Below are 23,807 nucleotides of genomic sequence, written 5' to 3'. Positions count from 1 at the left end.
GCCCCCTACAGCGCGCTCTCGATGGCCGCGACGATCGCGGGATCGTTCGGCTCGGTGCGCGGACGGAATCGCCCGGCCACCTTGCCGTCGCGGTCGACGAGGAATTTCTCGAAGTTCCACTGGATATCGCCCACGCCGCCCTCGGCGTCGGCGGTCTGGGTGAGCTCCGCGTAGAGCGGGTGCCGGTTCTCGCCGTTGACATCGGTCTTCTCCAGCAGCGGGAAGTCCACGCCGTAGGTGGTGGAGCAGAACTGCTCGATCTCCTCGGCGGTGCCCGGCTCCTGGCCCATGAACTGGTTGCACGGCACGCCCACCACGGTGAATCCACGGTCGCCGTAGGTGCGCTGCAGTTCCACCAGACCGGTGTACTGGGGCGTCAGACCGCACTTCGAGGCGACATTGACCACCAGTACCGCCTTGTCACCCGCCAGTTCGGCCAGCGTGGTCTGTTCGCCGGAGAGGGTCCGCAGCGTGATGTCGCGAATGCTCACTCGTGTCGCTCCTCGAGTCGTGCCGATGCGGGTCGAGTGTGTTCGTACCCGCTCCGGCGTCACGGTATCAGCGCAGCCGGGTGCGGCGCATGATCCGCAGGGTGGCCAGAGTGGAGGCGATCTGCTTGTCGTAGGCCAACTTCGCGCGAGCGGTGATCACCTGGCTCTTCAGTACGCCGACATTGATCGTGTCGGTGTATTTGAGCAGTCCTTGATCGCCGTGCCTGGCCCCGATACCGGACTGCTTCACCCCGCCCGAGGGTGTCGCCTTGGAGGAGTAGCTGGTGACGAACCCGTCGTTGACATTGATGTTCCCGGCCTCCAGTCGCCGCGCCACCCGCAGCGCCCTGCGCCGATCCGAGCTCCACACGCTCGCGTTGAGTCCGTAGTCGGTGGCGTTGGCTCGGTTGATCGCCTCCTGTTCGGAGCCGACCCGGTAGACGGTGACGACCGGCCCGAAGGTCTCGGTGGTGGCGTGGGCGACATGCGGGGGGACATCGGTGAGCACGGTCGGCTCGTAGAACGCCGGGCCGATGTCGGGGCGAGCCCGGCCGCCGGTGTGCACCGTCGCGCCCGCGGCTCGCGCCTCGTCCACATGCGCCGACACTCGAGCCAGGTGTTCGGGGGAGATCAGCGATCCGAATTCCGGGGTGTAGTCGTAACTCGCCCCGGCCTTCGTACCGAGATCGGCGGCGGCATCGACGAACCGGCGCAGGAACTCGTCGTAGCAGCGGTCGTGGACGTAGATGCGTTCGATGTGCATGCAGGCCTGCCCGGAATTGGCGAACGTCGCGAACACCGCGCCCGGCACCACCGCGTCCAGATCGGCGTCGTCGAGCACGATCAGCGGGTTCTTGCCGCCGAGTTCGAGGCTGCATCCGATGAGATTGCGCCCGGCCCGTTCGCCGATCAGCCTGCCGGTGGCGGTCGAGCCGGTGAACATGACGAAGTCGCTGTTGTCGACCAGGTCGCCGCCGATGTCGGGGCCCTCGCCGCAGACCACCTCGAACAGCCCCTCCGGCAGTCCCGCGCGGTGCAGCAGCTCCACGCCGAACAGCGCGCACAGCGCGGTCTTGTTGTCCGGCTTGAGCACTACCGCATTGCCGGCGATCAACGCGGCGACGGCATCCGAGAGCGCCAGCGCGAACGGGAAGTTCCAGGGCGCGATCACGCCGACCACACCCTTGGGGCGGTGCTCCTCGAGGGAGGCGCTCAGCAGCGGCACCGGGCCACCGTGGGTGCGCGGCTTCAGGATCCGGCGCGCGGTCGCGAGGTAGTGGCTGATGATCATCGGCACGTCGCAGGACTCTTCGAAGGCCATCCGCCGGGTCTTGCCGCAGCCGACCTGGATGAGATCGGCTATCGTCTCGCGCTCGGTGAGGATGAGCTCGTGCGCGCGGGCGAAGACGGCGAGCCGCCGTTTCAGCGGCGTGGCGGCCCATGTGCGCTGCGCCGCGCGGGCCGTGGCGAAGGCGTCGATCACATCCTGCGGACGGGACTGGGGCAGTGCGCCGTAGGTCGCGCCGGTGTAGACCTCGATCAACGGGAACGGCGTCCTGGCCCGGCCGGGCCCGCCGTCGGCGTCGCCGCTCGCCCGGACCCGCGCGGTGAGCCGGTCGATCAGTTCGGGGGTGACACGCTGGGGCACGGTGGCCGTGGGCGTGGTCTCGGTGCTTGTCATCGGCTCTCTCCGGGTGCTGGTGCTCGCGGGCGGTGACCGGCCGGTCTGCCGTGGATCCCGGGCATGAGCGGCCCACGGGACGGCAACCGATTCCATCGGATCATCGCACATACATCCTGCGGCGAAGGTGGCAATAATGGAACATGTTCTTGCGGTTGGCGCGTGAGCTGGACTATATTCCGTACACCTGTCCAGACAGTATCGGAGCGATCATGAGCGGTCTTCCCACCGACGGCACGCGCCTGTTCATCGACGGCAAGCTGACGCCGGGTGCCGCGGGCGAATTCGACACGGTGAACCCGGCTACGGAAGAAGTGCTCGGCGTGGCGGCCAACGGTTCGGGCGCGGACATGGACGCCGCCATCGGCGCCGCCAGGACCGCCTTCGACACGACCGATTGGTCGACGAACCACGAGTTCCGGGTGCGCTGTCTCGAACAGCTGCGCACGGCCGTCCAGGACCGCATCGAGGACGTCCGCGCGGTCACCGTCGCCGAGGCGGGCGCGCCGGTCATGCTGACCAGCGGTCCGCAGCTCGAGGGTCCGGTCGCAGATCTGGCGTTCCCCACGAATCTGGCCGCGAGCTACGGGTGGGAGACCGATCTCGGTGTCGCGAGCCCGATGGGGATCGCGACTCATCGGCGGCTGCGCAGGGAAGCGGTAGGCGTGGTCGGCGCGATCACGCCGTGGAACTTCCCGCACCAGATCACCTTCGCCAAGCTCGGCCCCGCACTCGCGGCGGGCAATACCGTCGTGCTCAAGCCGGCTCCCGACACCCCGTGGTGCGCGGCCGTGCTCGGCCCGATCATCGCCGAGCACACCGATATCCCGCCGGGCGTGATCAATATCGTCACCTCCGCCGACCACGCGCTCGGCAGCCAGTTGTGCGGCGATCCGCGCGTCGACATGGTCAGCTTCACCGGCTCCACCGCCACCGGCCGCACCGTCATGGCCACCGCGTCCGCGACCGTGAAGAAGACATTCCTGGAACTGGGCGGCAAGTCCGCCTTCATCGTGCTCGAGGACGCCGACCTCGGTGCCGCGGTGTCGATGGCGGCGTTCTCGGTGTGCGTGCACGCCGGTCAGGGCTGTGCGCTGAGCACCCGCCTGCTGGTGCCCAACAGCCGCTACGACGAGGCTGTGCAGATCGCCGCCGCCACTCTCGGCGGCATCAGGCCGGGGGATCCCGCCAGTTCACGCACCATCTGCGGCCCGCTCATCTCCGCGCGCCAGCGCGACCGCGTGCAGCACTACATCGACATCGCCCGCGCCGAGGGCGGGCAGATCGTGACCGGCGGCGGCCGTCCCGCCGACCGCGACCGCGGCTACTTCATCGAGCCGACCCTGATCACCGGTCTGGACAACTCCGCGACCGTCGCACGCGAGGAGATCTTCGGTCCCGTCCTGGTGGTGATCGGCTACGACACCGACGACGAGGCCGTCGCCATCGCCAACGATTCCCCCTACGGCCTGTCCGGGTCGATCTACGGCACCGATCCCGAGCGCATCGCCTCGGTCGCCCACCGGGTCCGCACCGGCACGCTCGGCGTCAACGGCGGCATCTGGTACAGCGCCGACGTGCCGTTCGGCGGCTACAAGCAGTCCGGCATCGGACGCGAGATGGGCACGGCCGGGTTCGAGGAGTACCTGGAGACCAAGCTGATCGCCACCGCGGTCTGAGCGACGGTCCCCTGCCAGCGAAAAACTCACCCTTCCAACGACTTTCGAGGAGCCCGACATGGGGCGTTTCACCGACCGGACGGTCATCGTCACCGGCGCCGCACAAGGTATCGGCGCCGCGTACGCCGCCGCCCTGGCAGGCGAGGGCGCGAATGTGGTCGTCGCCGACCGCAATATCGACGCGGGTAAGACTGTCGCCGCCGACATCACCGCCGACGGCGGCAGTGCGATCTTCGCCGAGGTCGACGTCGCCGACCCCGAATCCGCCGCCGCGCTCGCCGAGACCACCGCGCAACGCTTCGGCCGCATCGACCACCTGGTCAACAATGCCGCCATCTACGGCGACATGAAGCTGGACCTGCTGATCACCGTCCCGTGGGACTACTACAAGAAGTTCATGTCGGTGAACATGGACGGCGCGCTCAACGTGACCCGCGCGGTCTACCCGCACATGAAGATGGCGGGCGGCTCGATCGTCAACCAGTCCTCCACCGCCGCCTGGGTCTACTCCGGCTTCTACGGCCTGGCCAAGGCGGGGGTCAACAGCCTCACCCAGCAGCTCGCGGTCGAACTCGGCGGCAACAACATCCGCGTCAACGCGATCGCCCCCGGACCGATCGACACCGACGCCACCAAGACCGTGACGCCCGGCAGTATCGTCGAGGACATGGTCAAGCGCCTGCCGCTCAAGCGCATGGGGACCCCGGCCGATCTCGTCGGCGCCTGCCTCTACCTGCTCTCCGACGAGGCGTCCTGGGTCACCGGCCAGATCTTCAACATCGACGGCGGACAGATCATCCGGTCATGAGCGACAAGCGAATCGGTTTCATCGGCCTGGGCAATATGGGCGCGCCCATGGCCCAGCGCCTGCTGGCCTGGCCCGGCGGGCTCACCGTCTGCGACATGCGCCCCGATGTGGTCGCCCCGTTCACCGAAGCGGGCGCCAGGGGCGTGGATTCCGCGGCCGCCGTCGCCGAGGACGCCGAGGTGATCTCGGTCGCGGTGCTCGACGACGCCCAGGTGCGCGGCGTGGTCACCGGCCCCGGCGGCATCCTGAGCACCGCGCGGCCGGGCACGGTGATCGCGGTGCACTCCACCATCTCCGACCGCACGGCCGAAGAACTGGCCGCCGTCTGCGCCGAACGCGGCGTCGACCTGGTGGACGCACCGGTCAGCGGCGGTGCGGGCGGCGCGAAGTCCGGCAGGCTCGCGGTCATGGTCGGCGGTTCCCAGGCGGCGTTCGAGCGGGTGCGCGAGCCCTTCGGGACCTTCGCCGACCTCGTGGTGCACGCCGGTCCGGTCGGGGCGGGCACCCGGATGAAGCTGGCCCGCAATCTGCTGCATTTCGTCGCCTTCACCGCCGCGACCGAGTCGCAGCGGCTGGCCGAGTCCGCCGGGCTCGACATCACCGCGCTGGGCAAGGTGGTTCGCCACTCCGACGCGGTGACCGGCGGTGCGGGCGCGATCATGCTGCGCGAGAACACCGCGCCGATCGAGGAGGGCGATTTCTGGCTGCCCATCCTCAGTCATGTCCGTGATCTGGGCGAGAAGGATCTCGGCTTGGCCTTGGGACTGGGCGAACGGCTCGGCGTCGAATTGCCCTTGGCGGCACTGGCCTTGCGCCATCTCGGTCCGGGTCTGGGAGTGGGGACCGGCGAGATCGCGCGGCAGGGAGAGAGCTGATGAGCGGTGTCGAAAGAGGGGGCCGTGCCGAGCCCGTGAGCGGTGTGGAGCCCAGGGGCGGTGCCGATGCCGCGGAGAGTGCCGATCCCGGTCGCGGCGATGATCCCGCCGCGTCGGGGCCGGGGCTCAGCGACCGTGACCGCAAGCTCCTGCTGCTCGGCGCGCTCACCCAGCAGAACCGCATCGACGACGCGGCCGAGCAGATGCGCGCCGCCCTCGACGCGGACGAGCTGACCGAGGCGCAACTGCACGAGATCGCGATCTTCCTGTGCCACTACGTCGGCTGGCCCCGCGGCACCTCCCTCGACATGCGCGTCGGCTCGGTGGTCGGCCGGTGGAAGAAGGCCGCCCGCCGCGCCGCCGAGGCCGCTCGAGCCGAGGAACCCCAGCCCGCAGCAGGCGGGCCCGCGGCCGCCGATCCCGAAGCAGCAGCCGATCCCGAAGCAGCCGAATCCGTTCAGAACTGACCGCAGCCCGGGGGCGACCAGCCGCCGGGCACCCATTCCCGCCCGCGACCGAAACACGAGGTAGCACACCATGTCCGATGCCAAGTCACTGCGCCCGCTGCGCGCCGCCGAGGTCGCCGAATGGGGCCCCGGCGCCGATGTCGTGATCGCCGGGTACGGCATCGCCGGGGTGTGCGCCGCGATCGAGGCCGCGCGCGCCGGCGCGTCGGTGCTCATCCTGGAACGCACCAGCGGGTGGGGCGGTGCCGCGGCGATGTCGGGCGGATTCATCTATCTGGGCGGCGGTACTCCGCTGCAGCAGGCCCTCGGCTTCTCCGACACCCCCGAGAACATGGAGAAGTTCCTCACCGCCGCACTCGGCCCCGGCGTGGACGAGGCCAAGATCGCCGACTACAGCCGGGGTTCGGTCGAGCACTACCACTGGCTGGTCTCCTGCGGCGTGCCGTTCAAGGAGGAGTTCTGGGGCGAGCCCGGCTGGGAACCCCCGCACGACGAGGGCCTGATGTACTCCGGCGGCGAGAACGCCGCGCCGTTCAACACCGAGATCCCGCCCGCCCCGCGCGGTCACGTGCCGCAGTACGCGAACAAGCGCATCGCCCAGCGCGGCGGCGGCTACATGCTGATGAAGCCGCTGGCCGACACCGCCGAAGCACTCGGTGTGCAGGTGCAGTACGACACCAGGATCCGCAGGCTGGTCGTCGACGACGAGGGCCGGGTCGTCGGCCTCGTCGCCACCCGGTTCGGCGAGGAGGTGGTGATCAAGGCCGACCGCGGGGTGGTGCTGGCCACCGGCAGCTTCGCCTACGCCGACCGGATGATCGAGGGTTTCGCGCCCCGCCTGATCGGCCGCCCGGCCGCCGCCATCGAGGAGCACGACGGCATCGGCATCCGGGTCGCCCAGGCGCTCGGCGCCGACCTCGCCCACATGGACGCCACCGAGGTCGCCTTCTTCGCCGACCCGCAACTGCTGGCGCGCGGCATCCTGGTCAACGGCCGCGGCCAGCGCTATGTCACCGAGGACACCTACCCCGGCCGCATCGGCCAGGCCACCCTCATCCAGCAGGACAACCAGGCGTACCTGGTCATCGACGAGCAGTCCTACGAGGAAGCGCTGAAGACGGTCAGCGCCACCCACTTCTTCCGCCAGCCCCCGACCTGGGCCGCCGAGTCCGTCGAGGAACTGGAGTCGGACATGGGGCTGCCCGCGGGCGCGCTGCAAGCCACCGTCGAGGTCTACAACCGCCACGCCGCCGACGGCGTCGACCCGATGCTGGGCAAGAAGCCCGAGTGGGTGCGCCCGATCGGCACGCCGTTGGCCGGCTTCGATCTGCGCGGCATGACCGCGGGATTCACGTTGGGCGGCCTGCGCACCGACCTCGATTCGCGCGTCCTGCACGTCAGCGGCGAACCCATCCCCGGCCTGTTCGCCGCGGGCCGCTGCACCTCCGGCCTGGCCGCGGGCGGCTACGTCAGCGGTGCGTCCCTGGGTGACGGCAGCTTCTACGGGCGTCGCGCGGGAGTGGCCGCCGCCAAGAACTGATAGTGTCTGGACACATGTCCGAAAAAAACTCCACTCCGGTCGAGGCCACCCGGCGGCGTCTGAGCGGGAAGCAGGCCGACACCGTCGACAAGCTGACCAAGGCCGCGGTGGAGGTGCTCGCGCGTGAGGGCTTCGCGGGCATGACGATCCGGTTGGTCGCCGCGGCGGCGGGAGTCGGCACGGCGACGGCCTACACCTATTTCTCCTCCAAGGAACACCTGGTCGCCGAGATCTTCTGGCGCAGGCTCGTGGCTTCGCAGAGTCCCGCCAGCGACTCCGACGATCCGGTCGTGCGGGTGATCGCCGAGCTGCGCGATATCGCGCTGCTGGTGGCCGACGAGCAGGAACTCTCCGGCGCGGTCACCAGTGCGCTGCTCGGCCGCGATCCCGATGTGGCGCACCTGCGCGACCGGATCGGCGCGGAGATCCGTAAGCGCATCGTGCGCGCGCTCGGGCCCGAGGCCGATCCGGACGTCGTGGAATCGCTCGAACTGCTGTACGCGGGCGCGCTCGTGCGCGCGGGCATGGGCTACGGCTCGTACTCGCAGATCGCCGACCGTATCGAGAAGTCGGCGCTGATGATCCTGCGCTAGATCGTGAATTCGCCGCGCGGCCGGGGAGATCGGCGGCGCGGCGAACCGAGGGTCATGCGGCGGGGACGGGAGCGGGTGCGCCGCGCAGGGGCCCGGCCCAGCGCCGCAATCCATCGGTGTGACGCAGCATGAGGATGCCCAGGGCGGCGACGGCGATGCCGCGCGGCGCCTCCCAGACGAACCCGGTGAGGTGCTGGACGGCGGGCATGGGCAGGAAGAACGCGACCATGCCGATCAGCGTGAGCACCGCGATCCAGCGGGGGACCGTGTCGTTGCGCAGCATGCTCGCGCCGAGCAGACCCATGCCGGTCAGCATGACCAGGCCGCCGCCCTGGTTGAAGATCAGGAACGCGGTGCTGTCGATCATGTTGTCGTTGTCGGCGATCAGGTGGGCGGTGGCGGGATCGGAGGCCAGCCGCTGGGCGACGAACAGTTCGACGGTGAGGTGCCCGGCGGCGGTGGTGATGTTGCCGACCAGGTAGCAGAGCAGACCGATGAAACCGACGGTGCCCAGACGCGGGCGCATCCAGGCGTACAGGCCGGGCAGGCCCAGGACGAGCAGGACGGTGCCGATGCCGAGCAGGGACTGCGCGAGCGGGGTGCCCGGGCTGGTGAGCGCTTCGACCGAATGGCCCTTGCCGTCGACGATCGGATGGATGGTGCCGCCCGCGATGCACAGCGGGCCGCCGATGGCCAGCGCCGCACCGCACATCCGCAGTACAGTCTCTCGGGACGGGCCGGGGGTCCGCTCCGCGCCGGTGGTCGTTGGCAGGAGTTCTCGAGTGTGTGTCATGAACCGAGAGTCGGCGAGGGCGCTGGTGTGACGCTGGTGCGCGACTGGTCCGACGACGCGCCCGCCGTCGCGGTGCTCGGGCCGTTGGAGGTGCGTGCGCCCGACGGATCACCGATCGCCGTTCCCGCGCGCAAGCACGCCGATCTGCTCGTCATCCTCGCCGCCGAACGCACCACGCGCAGCGCCGAGTATCTGTGTGAGCTGCTCTGGCGTGGATCTCCTCCCGGTAGCGCTCTGGTCACCCTGCAGGGCTATGTGTCGCGTCTGCGCAGAACGTTGGCTCCGCTGCCCGATGTCCGGATCGAGACCCGGCCCAACGGATATGTGCTGCGCTGCGGCGGATCCGGCACCGACCTCGATCTGCTCGATCTGCTGTCCCGGGACGCCAGGGCGGCGCACGCCGACGGCGACGTGCCGCGTGCGGTCGGCATGCTGGAACACGCGCTCGGACTCTGGCGCGGCGAAGCGCTCGCCGACGTCGGCGACATCGCCGAACTCGCGCCGGAGCGGACGCGGCTGGCGGACTTGCGCGCCGAACTGGTCGACATGTGCGCCGAGGGCCTGCTCGTGCTCGGCCGCGCCGGGCACGCGGTGACTCTGCTCAGCGACGAATGCGCCAGGCATCCCCATCGCGAGGGCACTGCCCGGCTGCTGGCGCTGGCACTGCGCGATTGCGGGCGGACCTCCGAGGCCCTCGACGCGCTGGTCCGGTTGCGCCGCGACCTGCGTGCGGATCTCGGCCTCGACCCCGCACCCGACACGGTCCGGGTGGAGAGCGAGATCCGCGCTCCGGCGACCGTCCCGGTTCCGGAGCCGAGGCCGCGGCTGTCCGGGCGTGACGACGTCGCCGCCGTGCTCGATCGAGCCGTGGACCGGTCCCGGCGGGGACTGACCGTCGTGACGGTGCGCGGCGCGGCGGGCCTGGGCAAGACCGCCGTCGTCGACGACGCCGTGCGCCGCCACGGCGGGGACGCCTTCGTCACCGCGGGAGCAGGCGACGGCGGCGCGTCGGCCCTGGCCACCTTGATGCCGTGGCTGGACCAGGCGGCACTGGCGGGTCGTCCGGTGCCGGAGCCGGTGACCTCGCGCGCGCTGTCGGCACTGTTCGCGGAGGTCGCCAGGGAGACCGGCCGGGTACTGGCGGTCATCGACGACGCGCACCGGGCCGACCCCGATTCGCTGCGCGTGGTCGCGGCCGCGATGCGGGCGCTGCGCACGCACCCCGTGCTCCTCGTGCTCGCCGTCCGCCCCGGCCCGCTGCCCGGCGAGGTGGACGCGGCGCTGCGGGCGCTGCGCACCGCGGGCACGCACCTCGCGGTCGAACTGACGCCGTTGCCCGATGCCGCGGTGCGCGATCTGGTGCGCGCCGAGGTCGGGGTCGCCGACCCCGACGTGACCGGCCGGATCGTCGAGTTGAGCGCGGGCAGCCCTTTCGTCGCCACGCAGCTGTGCGATCTCGTCCGGGCGGGCCGCGCGCTGGACACCGGCAGTGCCGCCGAGATCACCGCCGCGAAACTGGGCGTCGTGTCCGACTCGGCCAGGGAACTCGCCGAGTTGCTGGCCGTGCTCGGCCTGCAGGCGCCCGTCGCCCTGCTCGCCGGGGCCGACGACAGGCGCCAGGGCAGGCCGGCTCCCCTGCGGGAGGGGCAGCGCACGGAGCCATCGGCCGTGCCCGGATTCGACGAGCGGGTCGGTGAACTCGTCGCCGCTCGGGTCGTCACCGTCGCCGACGGCGTCATCGCCTTCGGCCACGAACTCGTGCGCGCCGCTGTCCTGGCCACCCTCGGGGACCTGCGCACCGCGCGGTGGCACGCGCTGGTCGCCGACACCATCGACCAGCAGCGCCCGGACGCGCACGCGGCGCTGGCCCTGCACCGCAGCGCCGCCGCCCTCGGCTCACTCGACCCGCGGGCCGCGCACGCCTGCCTGGCGGCCGCCCGCGACGCGCTGCGCACGGACGCGGCCACCGAATGCGCCGAGTTCGCCGCACGCGGAACCGGCCACACCGACCCCGCCGACACCGCACTGCTGATCGAATTCGATCTGCTGGCTGGCCAGGCCCACAATCGCCTCGGCCGCTACGACGCCGCCACCGCGTGCTTCGACCGCGCGGGCCGCCACTGCGCCGACCGCGCGGACTGGCCGGGACTGGCCGCGACCGCACTGCTCGCCGCCGCCCGCGGGGTCGCCGGCTATTTCTCCGGATACGGTGTGGTGCAGTCGGGTTCGTCGGCGCTGCGCAACCAGGCGCTGGTCCATCGTCTGCGCTTGGACAACGACCTGGTCGCCGAGATACAGGCGATCGAGGCCGCCGACCGCGCCATCCATGGTCTGGAAGGCGATCTCGACGCCCTCGCCGACGCGCAGGCGCGCAGTGCGCCGGGCAGCCGTTCGTGGCCGCAAGTGCTGCTGGCCGAATTCCTGTGCACCTGGGATCCGACCACCGTCGCCGACCGGCGCAAGATCGCCGAAGAACTGGAGGAGCTGGCAGGCCACGACCGCGCGGCCCGGGCGACAGCGGTGCATTTGCGCCGTGTGTGCGCACTGGAGTCCGGCGATCTGCGGCTGGTGCGCAGGCTCTCGGCCGAGTTCACCCGGCTGGCCGACGACGGCGGCGCGGATCTGGCCGCCACCCAGTTGTGGTGGCAGGTCATGGTCGCGCTCCTGCGCGGCGACTATGCCCGATCGCAGACGTTGACCACCCGTTTCGCCGAGGATCTCGGCGCCGTCGACGACCGCGCCCGGTTGCTCGCCGAAGCATCGATACTGACGAGCAACTCGATCGAACTGTGGCACCGAGGCCGCCTCGGGGAGGCGCTGGCCGCCGCGAGCCGCATGGCCGAGGAATTCGACGAGGACTTCGCGCTGGTCGTCGCCATGGCCGCGGCGCAGGACGGAGACCACGAACGCGCGCTGGCCACGATCGAGTCGATCCTCGCCCTGCCGGGCAGGTGGCACGGGCCGCGCGTGGTGGTTCGGGCACCGCTGTTGATCGAAGCTCTGCTCTCGGTCGGCAGGCTCGCGCCCCGCCACCGTGGTCGCGTCGGCGAACTGACCGCCGAACTGGAACCGCTGACCCGTGGCTGGGGCGAGACGTTGCTGGTGCAGTGGCCGGGGCTGGTGTGCCTCGGCCCGGCAGGCCTCTACCGTGGCACCGCGCGCGGCATCCTCGGGCTCCCCGGCGCGCGGGCGGAGGTGCAGGCCGCACACAGGCGCGCTCGCGCCCTCGGCGCGCTCCCCTACGAGTCCCGCGCCGCCGACCGGCTGGCGGCCTGGCCGTTCACCTGAGCCGCCTGCCCCCGTGACGTGGGGGGTTTCCCTGATGGCGCGGGCCGGGGCGACACGACAGACTGGTGGGCATGACATCGCAAGCTGTTGGCGTCGAATCAGCGGACCCGGTGCGTCCGGGGGAGATCGTGGCGCGCGCCATCGACGTGACCAAGGTGTACGGCTCGGCGGACACCCAGGTCAGGGCATTGGACGGAGTCACGGTGGAATTCGCCAAGGGCGAGTTCACCGCGATCATGGGGCCCTCGGGCTCGGGCAAGTCCACCCTGATGCACTGCCTGGCCGGCCTCGACAGCGCGACCTCGGGCGTCGTGCGGATCGGCGACACCGACCTCACCGACCTCGACGACAAGCAGATGACCATGCTGCGGCGCGACCGCATCGGCTTCGTCTTCCAGGCGTTCAACCTGGTGCCGACGCTCACCGCGCTGGAGAACATCACCCTGCCGCTGGACATCGCCGGTCGCACCGCCGACCAGCAGTGGCTCGACACCGTGGTCGACCGCCTCGGCCTGGCCAACCGGCTCACCCACCGCCCCAGCGAGCTCTCCGGCGGTCAGCAGCAGCGCGTCGCGTGCGCGCGGGCGCTGGCGGGCAAGCCGGAGATCATCTTCGGCGACGAGCCCACCGGCAACCTGGATTCGCGGTCCAGCGGCGAAGTGCTCTCGATCCTGCGCACCGCCGTGGACGAGTTCGACCAGACCGTCGTCATGGTCACCCACGAACCCTATGCCGCCGCCTACGCCGACCGGGTGGTGTTCCTCAACGACGGCCGGATCGTCGACGAACTACGCGATCCCACCGCGGAGTCCGTGCTCGACCGGATGAAGGCACTGGAGAAGCTCTGATGGCGTCGTCTCCCATGCGCAAGGTCGCCTTGCGCAATCTGGCCGCGCACAAGGTGCGCCTGGCACTGACCCTGCTCTCGGTCGTGCTCGGCACGGCCTTCATCGCCGGATCGTTCGTCTTCACCGATACCTTGCAGCGCACCTTCGACGGTATCTTCGCCGACGAGGCCAAGGGCGTGGACGTGCGGGTGAGCACGGAGGAGATGCAGTCCTTCGGCGTGCCGATCGAGGTCGTCGAGCAGGTGAAGCAGACCGAGGGGGTGCGCGCGGTCGCCCCGGCGGTGAGCGGCGTGATCCTGCTGCTCGACCCGGAGGGCACGAAGCCGGTGCAGACCGGTGGCGCGCCCAGCGTCGGCGAGTCCTACCTGCCGCCGGATCAGGCCGTCGGCGAGACCGCGACCTTCCTCGCGGGCACGCCACCCGCCCGCCCCGGCGAGGTCGCCATCAACAACAGCGCCGCGGAACGGGCCGGACTGCGCGTCGGTGACCGCACCAAGGTCCTGATCCCCTCGGCGGGCGCGCAGCAGATGCCGGTGATCGACGTGACGGTGACCGGCATCTACGACGTGCCCACCGACGTCGGCGGTTACGTCGGCCTGCTCTTCGAGGAGGCGCAGGCCCGCGAACTGTTCACCGACGGAAAGCACGTGGCGCACATCGACATCGCCGCCGCGCCCGGAACCGACCCCGACGAACTGCGCGACCGGCTCGCCGCGGCGCTGCCGGACTACGCGGTCCGCAATGCCGAACAGGTGCGCGCGGACCTGCAGGCGCAGATCTCCGAGGCGCTCGAGTTCCTCAACTACTTCCTGCTGGCCTTCGGCGCGATCGCGCTCATCGTCGGCACCTTCATCATCTACAACACCTTCTCGATGATCGTCGCCCAGCGCCTGCGCGAACTGGCGCTGCTGAGAGCCATCGGCGCCTCCAGCAGGCAGGTCGGCAATTCGGTGGTCGTCGAAGCACTGGTCATCGGCGTGATCGGCAGTCTGCTCGGGCTCGCGGGCGGCATCGCCCTGGCGTTCGGCCTGTCCGAGCTGCTCAATGCCTTCGACCTCGGTGTACCGACCGGTTCGATGGCGGTGCTGCCGCGCACCGTGCTGGTCGCGCTGCTGGTGGGCCTGCTGGTCACCGTGGTCAGCGCCTACGCTCCCGCGCGTCGGGCCGCCAAGATCCCGCCGGTGGAGGCGATGCGCGAGGAGTTCGCCTCGACAGGCGAATCGCTGCAGGTGCGCACCCTCGTCGGCGTGGTCCTCGCGGTGGTCGGCGTGGGGCTGGTCGTGCTCGGCGCGCAGTCGACCGGCGGCACCGCGGCCACGATCGTCGGCATCGGCGCACTCGCGCTGATCCTGGCGGTGCTGCTGGCCTCGCCCGCGCTGTCCCAGCCGGTGGTCGGCGCGCTCGGCATGCTGTTCAAGCCATTCGGACCGGTCGGGCGGATGGCGCGCAACAACGCCGTGCGCAATCCGCGCCGCACCGCCGCGACCGCCTTCGCGCTGACCCTGGGCCTCATGCTGGTCACCGCGATCGGCATGCTCGGCGCTTCGGCCAAGGAGAGCATCGGGGTGCTCGTCGACAAGGGCGTGCAGTCCGATTTCGTGCTCACCGGGCCTCCGCAGCAGGTCATCGGCCTGCCGCTCGCGGTGCCCGACGCGGTGCGCGCGAATGTGCCCGACGCCGCCGAGGTGGTCGGTTTCCGCGGCGTGGTGGTCCGCATCGGCGACGACCGGACCACCGGCGTCTCCCCGGACGGCCCGATCGGCGGGGCGTTGAACTACGAGATCCTCGAAGGCACCGCGACGATCGGTGACCGCGACATCCTCGTCTCGCAGAACGAAGCCGAGGAGCACGGCCTGAGTGTCGGCCAGAGCACCGAACTGACCGGGCTGGACCGCAATCAGAAGGTCGCGGTCACCGTCGCGGGCATCTACCGCAACACCCCGCTGCTGTCGGAACTGGTGGTCTCGCCTTCGGTCTTCGAGGAGGTCACCCCGCCCACGTTCCGCAGCAACTTCTTCGTCCTGGTCACCGCGAAGGACGGCGTCGACCCGGCCGCGCTGCGTGCCGAGCTGGAGCAAGCCACCGATCAGTTCGTGATCGTGCAGGTCCAGGACCGCGAGGAGTTCAAGGGCACCCAGGGCCAGCAGATCAACACCATGCTGGCCGTCCTCTACGGTCTGCTCGCCCTGGCGGTGGTGATCGCCATCCTCGGCATCATCAACACCCTGGCACTGTCGGTGGTGGAGCGTCGCCGCGAGATCGGCATGCTGCGCGCGGTCGGCGCGCTGCGCTCGCAGATCCGGCGCACGATCTACCTGGAGTCGGTGCTGATCGCGGTGTTCGGCGCGATCGTCGGCGTCGTCCTCGGTCTCGGCCTGGGGGTCGGATTCCTGCGCACTCTGCGCGATTTCGGTATCGACCAGATCGCTGTTCCGTGGGGCCAGCTGATCGCGGTGCTGATCGCCGCGGCTGTCGTGGGTGTGCTGGCCGCCGTGTGGCCCGCCATCCGCGCGGCCCGCACGCCACCCCTGGCGGCCATCGCAGATCTCTGACGACCCCACCCCGGTACGAGCGCGCGACGAATCCCGTCGCGCGCTCGTTCGTTTCCGGCGGGGAGCCTACTCACCGGTGCCCGCACCCCGCCGCGACGGTGTGCGTGGCGACCACGGACGCGCCCGTCGCTGGTGCCGCCGACCGTCTGATGCGGTGACGCGAAAGCGAGGACTCCGCGACGACCACCGAGCGCGGGGATCCGGCGTCAGCGTCGGCCGGATCGCCCGGCATGCGCATCCGCCCACGCACCGATGTCCCCACGATCGAACGCGACCGCGAGCAGGTCGGGGAAGGCGTCGGGAGTGCAGGCGAACGCGGGGATGCCGAGCCCGGCGAGGGCAGCGGCGTTGTCGTGGTCGAAGGCCGGGGCGCCTTCGTCGCTGAGGGCGAGCAGGACCACCACCTGGACGCCGGATTCGCGCATGGATCGGACACGCCGCAGCATCTCGGCGCGGATGCCGCCCTCGAAGAGGTCCGAGACCAGCACGACCAGGGTGTCGTCGGGGCGGGTGATCAGCGACTCGCAGTAGGCCAGGGCGCGGTTGATGTCGGTGCCGCCGCCGAGCTGGGTGCCGAAGAGCACCTCGACCGGGTCGTCGAGCTGATCGGTCAGGTCGACGACCGCGGTGTCGAAGGCGATCAGGTGGGTGCGCATCGAACGCAGGGAGGCCAGGACCGCGCCGAACACCGAGGCGTAGACGACGCTGGCGGCCATCGAGCCGGACTGGTCGATGGCCAGGACCACTTCGCGGCGCACGGCTCGGCTCTTGCGGCCGTAGCCGACCAGGTGTTTCGGCACCACGGTGCGGTATTCGGGCAGATAGCTCGCGAGATTGCGGCGAATAGTGCGGTCCCAGTCGATATCTCGCGGCGCGGGCCGCGAGGTCCTGGCGGCCCGGTCGATCGCGCCGCCGACAGCCGCGCGGGTGTGGGTGGCGATGCGCTCCTCGATCCCGCGCACCACCTGGGCGACCACCTGCCGTGCGGTCTGCTTGGTGGTCTCGGGCATGACGCGATTGAGGCCGATGAGGGTGCCGACCAGGTGCACGTCCGGTTCGACGGCGGCGAGCAGTTCCGGTTCCAGCAGGAGTTCGGTGAGGTCCAGCCGGTCGATCGCGTCGCGCTGCATCACCTCGACGACGGTGGACGGGAAATAGGTGCGGATGTCGCCGAGCCAGCGCGCCACGCGCGGGGCAGACCCGCCCAGCCCGCCGCCGCGGACGCCGCCGGGTTCGTCGCCGGTGTTGTAGAGCGCGCCGAGCGCCCGGTCCACTGCCGTGTCCTCGGCCGTGCCGAGACCGCCGAGCTCGGGTTCGGCGGCGGCGCCGAGCACCAGGCGCCAACGGCGGGCATGCGTGTCGCCGGTATCGGGGGTGTCAGGCATCAGTGTCCTCCCCGGAGTCGCCGTCCTCCCCGGAGTCGCCGTCCTCCCCGGACGGGCCGCGCTTCCTGGACAGGCCGTCCCTCCCGGAGATGCCGAGCAGGGCGGCGACGGTGCCCATCGCGCGGCGTCCGCGTTCGTCGTCGAGCGCCGCCGGAGCGACCGCGGGCGCCGGGGTGGGGGCGCCGGTATCGCGGACGGCCCGCCCGATCGCCTGCCGCTCGCCCGATTCGAATGCACCGAAGGTCCGTCGCAGCACCGGCAGCGTCTCCATGAACTGCTCGTCGTCGAGTCCGCGCAGCCACCGGTCGATCAGCCGCAACAGCGGGCGGTCGTGCACCAGGAGCAGACCCTGCCCGCCGACGAAACCGTCGACCCAGGACGCTTTCTGCGCGGCGGTGGCGCCCACCGACAGTGCCGCCGAAAGCCGGACGGCCGCATCACCGGAGGTGAGCACGCCCGCGTCGGTGAGCAGCCGCACGGCCCGCCCGACCAGCGCGCCGTGCACGTCGTCGCGGTTCGCCAGCCGGGTGAGCGCGTCGGTCCACATGAGGGTGGCGGCGGCATCGTCGCGGGTGTGGATGGCCAGGTGTGTGGCGTCGAGCTGGCCGCGCAACTGCTCGGCAGCCGCGGTGTCCAGACCGGTGACCGCGCCGGGCAGGCCGGCACAGGCCCGCAGCAGCAGACCGTCGGCCACCCCCGCCAGTGCTGTGGTGTCGGTACCGCGCACATCGCCGTAGCGCAGCGTCCGGACGAGGCCCGGCAGCGCGGCCAGCAGATGGGTGACATCGTGATCGAGCGCGGCGACCTCGGCCAGCCGGTCGATGAGCGCGGGCACGGCGCCGGTGAGGTCGGCGAGCAGTGCTCGTTCGAGGGCGTCGGTGAGGTCGGCCAGGCTGCGATCCGGCCCGGCGGCGGTGTCGAGGATCTTCGCCTCCGCCGCGGTTCGCAGCGTCGTGCCCCAGCGTGACGCGTCGATCACCGCCACCGCGAATTCCGGGCGCCAGCGCAGCGTCCAGCTCTCCCGGAACGTGCCGGTCGCCCGCACGTCGCTGGTGGCCGGGGTGCCCCAATCGATGCCGAGCAGGGCGAGCCGGTGCAGCAGATGCGAGCGTTCCCGCTCCCGTTCCTTGCGCAGGTCCAGATCGACCGCCCGCCCGGTGGGCTCCTGCTTCAACCGCAACCTGCGCGCCGTGGCCCGCAGATCCGCGTCCAGCGGGACCGTGGGGACGCGGTCCGGGATCGCGCCGAGTGCCTCTCCGACGACGAGTTCGTCGGTCACCACCCGCACCATCGTCTCGTCGCCGCCGCACATCACCGCGCGCACCGCCTCGGTCACCTCCGACAATCCCGCCAGCGGACGATCCCGCAGGGCGGCGAGCGTGTCGGCCAGCCGCACGGCCTCGATGACGTGCGCGCTCGACACCGGCAGATCGTGGGCGCGCAACACCCCCGCCACCCGCGTCAGCCAGCGGACGATCGGCTGCTCGGTGGCGGTGAACAAGTGGTGATACCACCCGGGCGAGCCGATCCCCGCGCCGTAACCCGACGTGCTCGCCAGCCGCGAATGCGTCCAGGGGATCCAGGTCAGGCTCGCCTTGACCTTCGGCATACCCTTCAGCAACCGGGCGTCCGGAGCCGCGGGCCCGAGCGGGCCCGCCAGCGCGGGCGCGTGCCAGGCGCCGCACACCACCGCGAGCCTGCGCGCACCGCCTTTGACGGCCTTGCGCATCGCCTGCCGCATGTACGCCTCGCGTCGCAGCGTGTGCTCGTCGATGTGCCCGGCGTCCTCGCGCAGGGCGGCCATCGCCTCGATCAACGCGTCGAAGATGTCGCTGTCGGAGCGGGATTCATCGATCGAGCCCCCGCCGGAGAGTTCGGCCGCGCCGTGCTCGGGCGAGGGTTCCGCGCCGGTTCGGGTTCCCCGATCCGCCCGCGCGGAACCGGCGGTGTCCGTGCCGAGCGGGCGTTTCGCGCCGGGCGCCGACTCGACGACCGCGTCCCACCACCTTTCGGCGTCGTCGTAGCCGCCGGCCGCCGCGAGCCGGGCCAACGGGTCGGAGCGGTCGCCGGGAGCCTCGTCGGCGGCCAGCACCATGCTCGCGGGCAGATCGCAGAAGCCGACCGGGACCGAGTGCGCCGATGCGTAGCGCAGGGCCTGCCACTCGGGGGAGAACACCGCGAACGGCCAGAACGCCGCGCGGTCGGGACCGGCGGGTACGTAGGCCAGCAGCGCGACCGGCGGGATCATGCTCTCGTCGGCGACATGGGCGATCAGCGGATCCGCGTCGGCCGGACCTTCGATCAGGATCGCGTCGGGCCGGAAGTACGCCAATGCCGTCGCCAGCGAGCGCGCCGAACCCGGCCCGTGGTGCCTGATGCCGAACACTCGGGTCACCGCGTCCTCGGCCCGGCCGGTCCCGGGCGCGTACGCCTCGGCTGATTCCGGCGCGACGGAACTCGTTGTCGGCGAGTGGTTCTCGCCCGGCACGCCGGTCATCGTCGTGGGCCCGGCGGCGCCGGGATCGGCCGTTGCCGATGCGCGGGTCAACCGGTGACCTCGCGGCAGGCGCGGTAGAAATCGGCCCAGTCGGGGCGCTCCCGCACGACGGCTTCCAGGTACTCGGTCCACACGGCGGTGTCGGCGACCGGATCCTTCACGATCGCGCCGAGCAGGGCCCCCGCGATATCCGTCGGCCGCAGCACGCCGTCGCCGAAGTGGGTGGACAGCGCTATTCCGTTGGTGAGCACCGAAATCGCCTCGGCGGTCGACAAGGTGCCCGAGGGGGATTTCAGTTTGGTGCGGCCGTCGGAGGTCACCCCGGAGCGCAGTTCACGGAAGACCCGCACCACCCGGCGCACCTCGTCGGCGGCGGCCGGGACCGGTGGCAGTTCCAGTGCGGCGCCGAGTTGTTCGACCCGGCGGGCGACGATGGCGACCTCGTCCTCCTCGTCGGCGGGCAGCGGCAGCACCACGGTGTTGAACCGGCGGCGCAGCGCCGAGGACAGTTCGTGCACACCGCGGTCGCGGTCGTTGGCCGTGGCGATCACGTTGAACCCCTTGGCGGCCTGCACTTCCGTGCCCAGTTCGGGAACCGGGAGGGTCTTCTCGGAGAGCACCGTGATGAGCGCGTCCTGCACGTCGGAAGGGATGCGGGTGAGTTCCTCGATGCGGGCCAGGGAGCCGCCGCGCATCGCCGTCAGCACGGGGGAGGGCACCAGCGCGGCCTCGGTGGGGCCCTCGGCCAGCAGCCGCGCGTAGTTCCAGCCGTAGCGCACGGACTCCTCGGTGGTGCCGGAGGTGCCCTGCACGAGCAACGTCGAATTCCCGGCGATGGCGGCCGAGAGATGTTCCGACACCCAGGTTTTCGCGGTGCCGGGGACGCCGAGCAGCAACAGTGCGCGATCGGTGGCCAGCGTGGCGACCGCGACCTCCATCAACCGGCGCGGGCCGACGTATTTGGGGGTGATGACGGTGCCGTCGGCGAGGGTGCCGCCGAGCAGGTAGGTGACCACCGCCCACGGCGACAGCCGCCACGACGGCGGGCGCGGGCGCTCGTCGGCGGCGGCCAGCGCGCGCAGTTCCGCGGCGAAGGCCTGCTCGGCGTGCGGACGCAACAACTCCGGTGTGGCGGTCCGGTCGGGGGTGGTCACTGCTGCAACTCCTCGAGCATCTTCGAGCGGTGGGTGAGATCGTCGGCGAGCCGGTCGAAGGCTCGCTGCCAGGTGGGGTCGGCGCAGCGGCCCGCCGCCACCCCGACCAGCCCCGTCGCGTCGACGGGCAGGTGGGTGGCGGCCGCGGTCAGCAGCGACCGATGCGCGGCGGGCCCGGTGCCGTGCGCGCCCTGGTTCTGTTCGCAGATCCGCGCCCGCTCCAACAGCAACAGGATCACGTGCTGGGCCAGCTCCTGCGGCCAGGGGTGCTCCATCGCGGGCAGCAGGGCCTCCAGCTCCGACAGCCAAGCGCTGTCCAGGCGGCGCAGGTGGGCCACCCGGGCCTGGCACGGCATGAGCGCGAACAGTTCGCGGCGGCGCAGCAGTGCGGTGTCGGAGGGGACGCCGTTGGCGAACAACGCCGCGGCCCAGGCGGGGTCACGCTGATGCAGGGTGGCGTCGAGCAGGCCGTCCAGCAGCGGCTGGCGGTAGCGGTCGGGAACCCGCGCCCGCAGTGCCGCGCGCGGCTCGCCGGCCGATGCCCGCCAGTGGTTCAGCGGCGTCGCGGCCACCAGCTGCCGCAACCGGCCCGCCGCGTAGTCGGGCACGCCGTTCCAGCGGTAGCTGAACTCGACGGTGCGGTCGGTGATGCCGTCTCGCCGGGCCGTGTCGTCGAGGTCCTCGGGGATGTCCACGTGCACCGCCACGACATCCCCGGTGTGCTCGATCCGCAGCCAGCGCGCCGCGCGCGCCCGCATCCGGCCGGCGAAGGCCGAGTCCGGCAGCACGGCGAGCAGACCCGCGGCGGTGCGACGGACGTCGGAGCGGCGGTCGTCCAGTGCGGCTTCCAGCAACGGCTCGTCGCCGGAATCGAGCCCGTCGGCGAGGACGGCGAGCAGCTCGGCCCTGCCCGGATCGGGTTCCTCCGGCCACGCCTGCTCGAGGACGCGGCGGGCGGTCTCGGGGTCGCGGCGGCGGAGGCCTGCGAGCCGGTCGCGCCGATGCGCGGGCGGGCCGGACAGCCAGGTGTCCGAGGTCGTTCGCCCGGTCGCCGGTGGCATGGCGCCGTGCCCGGGTGAGGCGTCGGCGAACAACTCGTGCCAGGTCGGATGCCGCGCGGCCAGCCAGCGCCCGCGAGCACCGGCCAGGCGCAGCAGCGGGTCGCGAAGGGCCGGGTCGGCGCGGGCGGTCTCGAGCAGTCGCGCGCACAGCGCGTCGGGCGCGCGGTAGTCGTGGGGGAGCGCGGCCTCGAACCACTCGGGAAGGAACGGCGAGCGCACCCGCAGCATGTCCGACAGGCGGACCGCCGCGGGACCCGGCAGGAGCCGTCGCGGGTCGTCGGGCGCGGGAGCGGGCGGCGTGGCGGTCTCCGGAGTGCGCGCGGCGCGGTCGTAGGCCTCGCGCAGAGCCGCGGCCGCCAAGAGCACCCGCGGCGGGTCGCCGGACAGCTCGGCGACCAGCTCGGCGACCGGCGGCGGGAGGCGTTGCGAATCGAGCGACCGGTGGGCCGTGCCGAGCAGCGCTGTCGTGGTCAGGTCGTCGGGTGGGGACGGGGTCAGCATGTCCGGCGCGTCTGCCGCGCGCGTCGGGTCGGCGAGGGCGTCCGGCTCGCGCACGTCGACGATCTCCCCCTGGGCCAGCAACGAGATCGGCACCAGCCCGTCGGCGGTCCACTCGCCCACGACCGTCACCGGATGCCCGCCCGCTGTACCGAGCATCCGCCACGGCTGCTCGAGACCGGTCATCGGCAGCGCCGCACCCGCCCGGTCCACCAGCACCTGCCGCCCGCCGTCGACGGCGGGGATCACCTCGCGCAGCAGAACCGGCCACGAGCGCAGCCACGGGTCCGCCGTGAGTGCCGAGGCGTAGGCGGCGGCCGCCGCAGCGCAGTCGCCGTCGCCTTCGAGGTCCGGGTCGCAGCCGTTCTCGACTTCCGGGTCGCGGGCGCCTCGGAGGTCCGGGCCGCGGCCGTTGGCGTCTCGGATATCCGCGCCGCGACCGCTGTCGGGGCCAGGCCCGCGGCCGGGCCGCGCGTGGCCGCTGTCCGGGACCGATGCTCGGGTGGGCGCCGCGGCGGGAAGGGTGGTGAAAGGCTCCTCGGCCCCGTGCCGGACACCCCACAGCGCTCGTAGCCGCGGGGCGCCCGGGTAGTAGTGCACCTCGGCGTCGACCATCCGCCCCGGCGGCGGGGCGGTCGCGGGAAAGGCGGGATCGTCGCCGAAACTGTGCTCGACGAGCAGCGCCCATTGGTGGGTGCGGCGGCCGCGCAGCCAGGTGCGCCTGGTGTGCAGCCGGTCCTCGGCGCTGACCCGGATCCCCAGGGTCATCCAGTGGTCGCGCACAGCGGGCCGTTCCCGAACACTCGCGGTGGGCATCGGGTAGCCGATGTGGGTTCGGACCGTGGCGGACTGCGCCTCGGGTAGATCGTCGAGATCGCGATGGGCGGTGACCAGCAGGTGCAGAGCCGCGAGTTCGGCCAGCATCCGGCGTGGCCGGTCGGCGGCGGCGCGGTCGCCGTAGGCGAGCGCACGCAGCCGGGCGGCGACGGCGGGAGCCTGGGCATCGACCATCCGCGCCGCCATCGCCTCGAACGCCCCGGTGGACCCGTCGATCCTGGCCAGGCCGGTGCGCACCTGATCGGCCAGCCAGATATCGAGTTCGGCCAGGCCCGCGGTGACCCGGCGCCGCCGCTGCGCGGCTGTCGCCGGATCGGGCGTGCGGGTCGTGGCCGGCCTGGCTGTCATCGGATGAGTGTCGTCCTCGGAGTCGGTGCGGTCGCTGTCTCTGGCCCGATTTCTACCCGAGAGCACCGACACCGCGACCGCTGGCCCCTGGCGTTTTCACGGAAACGATTGTGCCCGGGCGGAATTCGCGGGCGACGTCGACTTGCGCCGAACCAACCGGTCTGGCATTCTGTCCTGTTCGGCTCCGCCGGACCACCCGCCTCGCGGGTGCTTCGCGTCGAGCTGCCCGTCTGGGTTGGTCGAGGGGTGGACATCGAAGCGCAGCGGCTCCTTCGATGGCCATTGCCATCCCTTGCGGGCAGGTTCGCGCGAGGACTTCCGCCGGCGTCCGCTTCCCGGTCGGTGTCCGTTCTTCGGCCGATGTGCGGAACCCGGGCCATCGGGTAGCGTTCCCTTCGGTTTTCGACAACGG

The 23,807-nt window shown here is 71.7% G+C and carries 15 protein-coding genes and 1 pseudogene; 9 read left to right on the top strand and 7 right to left on the bottom strand.

Going from position 1 to position 23,807, the window contains the following annotated elements; all coding sequences use genetic code 11:
• Nucleotides 1-5: 5 nt before the first annotated feature.
• Together IU449_RS11775 and IU449_RS11770 are read right to left on the bottom strand one after the other, a co-directional pair.
• Entirely contained in the window at nucleotides 6-470 is a 465-nt protein-coding gene (locus IU449_RS11775; RefSeq protein WP_228804496.1) for a glutathione peroxidase, read from the bottom strand.
• Nucleotides 471-558: 88 nt separating this feature from the next.
• Nucleotides 559-2,172: a succinic semialdehyde dehydrogenase gene (locus IU449_RS11770; protein WP_195001836.1), complete on the bottom strand. Its 1,614-nt coding sequence runs from the start codon at nucleotides 2,170-2,172 to the stop codon at nucleotides 559-561.
• Between the two features lie 212 nt (nucleotides 2,173-2,384).
• On the opposite strand from IU449_RS11770, the gene IU449_RS11765 reads away from it, so the two are divergent.
• The 6 genes and pseudogenes from IU449_RS11765 (at nucleotide 2,385) to IU449_RS11740 (ending at nucleotide 8,134) form a co-directional block, all read left to right on the top strand.
• Nucleotides 2,385-3,851, top strand: a complete 1,467-nt coding sequence (locus tag IU449_RS11765; RefSeq protein WP_195001835.1) for an aldehyde dehydrogenase — start codon at nucleotides 2,385-2,387, stop codon at nucleotides 3,849-3,851.
• Nucleotides 3,852-3,909: 58 nt separating this feature from the next.
• Nucleotides 3,910-4,659, top strand: a complete 750-nt coding sequence (locus IU449_RS11760; RefSeq protein WP_195001834.1) for an SDR family oxidoreductase — start codon at nucleotides 3,910-3,912, stop codon at nucleotides 4,657-4,659.
• Nucleotides 4,656-5,534, top strand: a complete 879-nt coding sequence (locus tag IU449_RS11755; protein WP_195001833.1) for an NAD(P)-dependent oxidoreductase — start codon at nucleotides 4,656-4,658, stop codon at nucleotides 5,532-5,534. Before IU449_RS11760 ends, IU449_RS11755 begins: the two co-directional genes overlap by 4 nt.
• Nucleotides 5,534-5,887, top strand: a pseudogene (locus IU449_RS11750) (carboxymuconolactone decarboxylase family protein); the annotation flags it as partial. The gene IU449_RS11755 and the pseudogene IU449_RS11750, both read left to right, overlap by 1 nt.
• Nucleotides 5,888-6,071: 184 nt before the next feature.
• Complete coding sequence (locus IU449_RS11745; protein ID WP_195001831.1) at nucleotides 6,072-7,541, top strand: FAD-dependent oxidoreductase; 1,470 nt, start codon at nucleotides 6,072-6,074, stop codon at nucleotides 7,539-7,541.
• A gap of 14 nt (nucleotides 7,542-7,555) precedes the next feature.
• Nucleotides 7,556-8,134: a TetR/AcrR family transcriptional regulator gene (locus IU449_RS11740; RefSeq protein ID WP_195001830.1), complete on the top strand. Its 579-nt coding sequence runs from the start codon at nucleotides 7,556-7,558 to the stop codon at nucleotides 8,132-8,134.
• Between the two features lie 52 nt (nucleotides 8,135-8,186).
• Here the strand turns inward: IU449_RS11740 and IU449_RS11735 are convergent, their stop codons facing one another.
• A complete protein-coding gene (locus IU449_RS11735) occupies nucleotides 8,187-8,927 on the bottom strand; it encodes a hypothetical protein (RefSeq protein WP_195001829.1) in 741 nt (246 codons plus the stop codon).
• Between the two features lie 27 nt (nucleotides 8,928-8,954).
• On the opposite strand from IU449_RS11735, the gene IU449_RS11730 reads away from it, so the two are divergent.
• The 3 genes from IU449_RS11730 to IU449_RS11720 all read left to right on the top strand — a co-directional run bounded on the left by IU449_RS11730 (nucleotide 8,955) and on the right by IU449_RS11720 (nucleotide 15,615).
• Nucleotides 8,955-12,215, top strand: coding sequence for a BTAD domain-containing putative transcriptional regulator (locus IU449_RS11730; protein ID WP_195001828.1), 3,261 nt, complete (start codon nucleotides 8,955-8,957; stop codon nucleotides 12,213-12,215).
• A gap of 71 nt (nucleotides 12,216-12,286) precedes the next feature.
• Nucleotides 12,287-13,063, top strand: a complete 777-nt coding sequence (locus IU449_RS11725) for an ABC transporter ATP-binding protein (RefSeq protein WP_195001827.1) — start codon at nucleotides 12,287-12,289, stop codon at nucleotides 13,061-13,063.
• Nucleotides 13,063-15,615, top strand: coding sequence for an ABC transporter permease (locus IU449_RS11720; RefSeq protein ID WP_195001826.1), 2,553 nt, complete (start codon nucleotides 13,063-13,065; stop codon nucleotides 15,613-15,615). The genes IU449_RS11725 and IU449_RS11720 overlap by 1 nt, the downstream gene beginning before the upstream one ends.
• 206 nt (nucleotides 15,616-15,821) lie before the next feature.
• Here the strand turns inward: IU449_RS11720 and IU449_RS11715 are convergent, their stop codons facing one another.
• From IU449_RS11715 to IU449_RS11700, 4 genes are read right to left on the bottom strand one after another with little or no spacing between them, the layout of a single operon-like run.
• The gene (locus IU449_RS11715) at nucleotides 15,822-17,000 is read right to left on the bottom strand and encodes a VWA domain-containing protein (protein WP_195001825.1); all 1,179 of its coding nucleotides are present in this window, start codon (nucleotides 16,998-17,000) and stop codon (nucleotides 15,822-15,824) included.
• Nucleotides 16,993-19,497, bottom strand: a complete 2,505-nt coding sequence (locus IU449_RS11710) for a DUF5682 family protein (protein WP_416382164.1) — start codon at nucleotides 19,495-19,497, stop codon at nucleotides 16,993-16,995. The genes IU449_RS11715 and IU449_RS11710 overlap by 8 nt, the downstream gene beginning before the upstream one ends.
• 47 nt (nucleotides 19,498-19,544) lie before the next feature.
• A complete protein-coding gene (locus IU449_RS11705; RefSeq protein ID WP_195001824.1) occupies nucleotides 19,545-20,651 on the bottom strand; it encodes an ATP-binding protein in 1,107 nt (368 codons plus the stop codon).
• Nucleotides 20,648-23,395, bottom strand: a complete 2,748-nt coding sequence (locus IU449_RS11700; protein ID WP_195001823.1) for a DUF5691 domain-containing protein — start codon at nucleotides 23,393-23,395, stop codon at nucleotides 20,648-20,650. The genes IU449_RS11705 and IU449_RS11700 overlap by 4 nt, the downstream gene beginning before the upstream one ends.
• Between the last annotated feature and the right edge of the window lie 412 nt (nucleotides 23,396-23,807).

Origin of the sequence: Nocardia higoensis, from assembly GCF_015477835.1 — a bacterium.
In the GTDB taxonomy this organism is placed as follows: Bacteria; Actinomycetota; Actinomycetes; order Mycobacteriales; family Mycobacteriaceae; genus Nocardia; species Nocardia higoensis_A.
The sequence above is the reverse complement of the archived record's forward strand: the minus strand, read 5'-3'. Positions and strand labels throughout refer to the sequence as shown.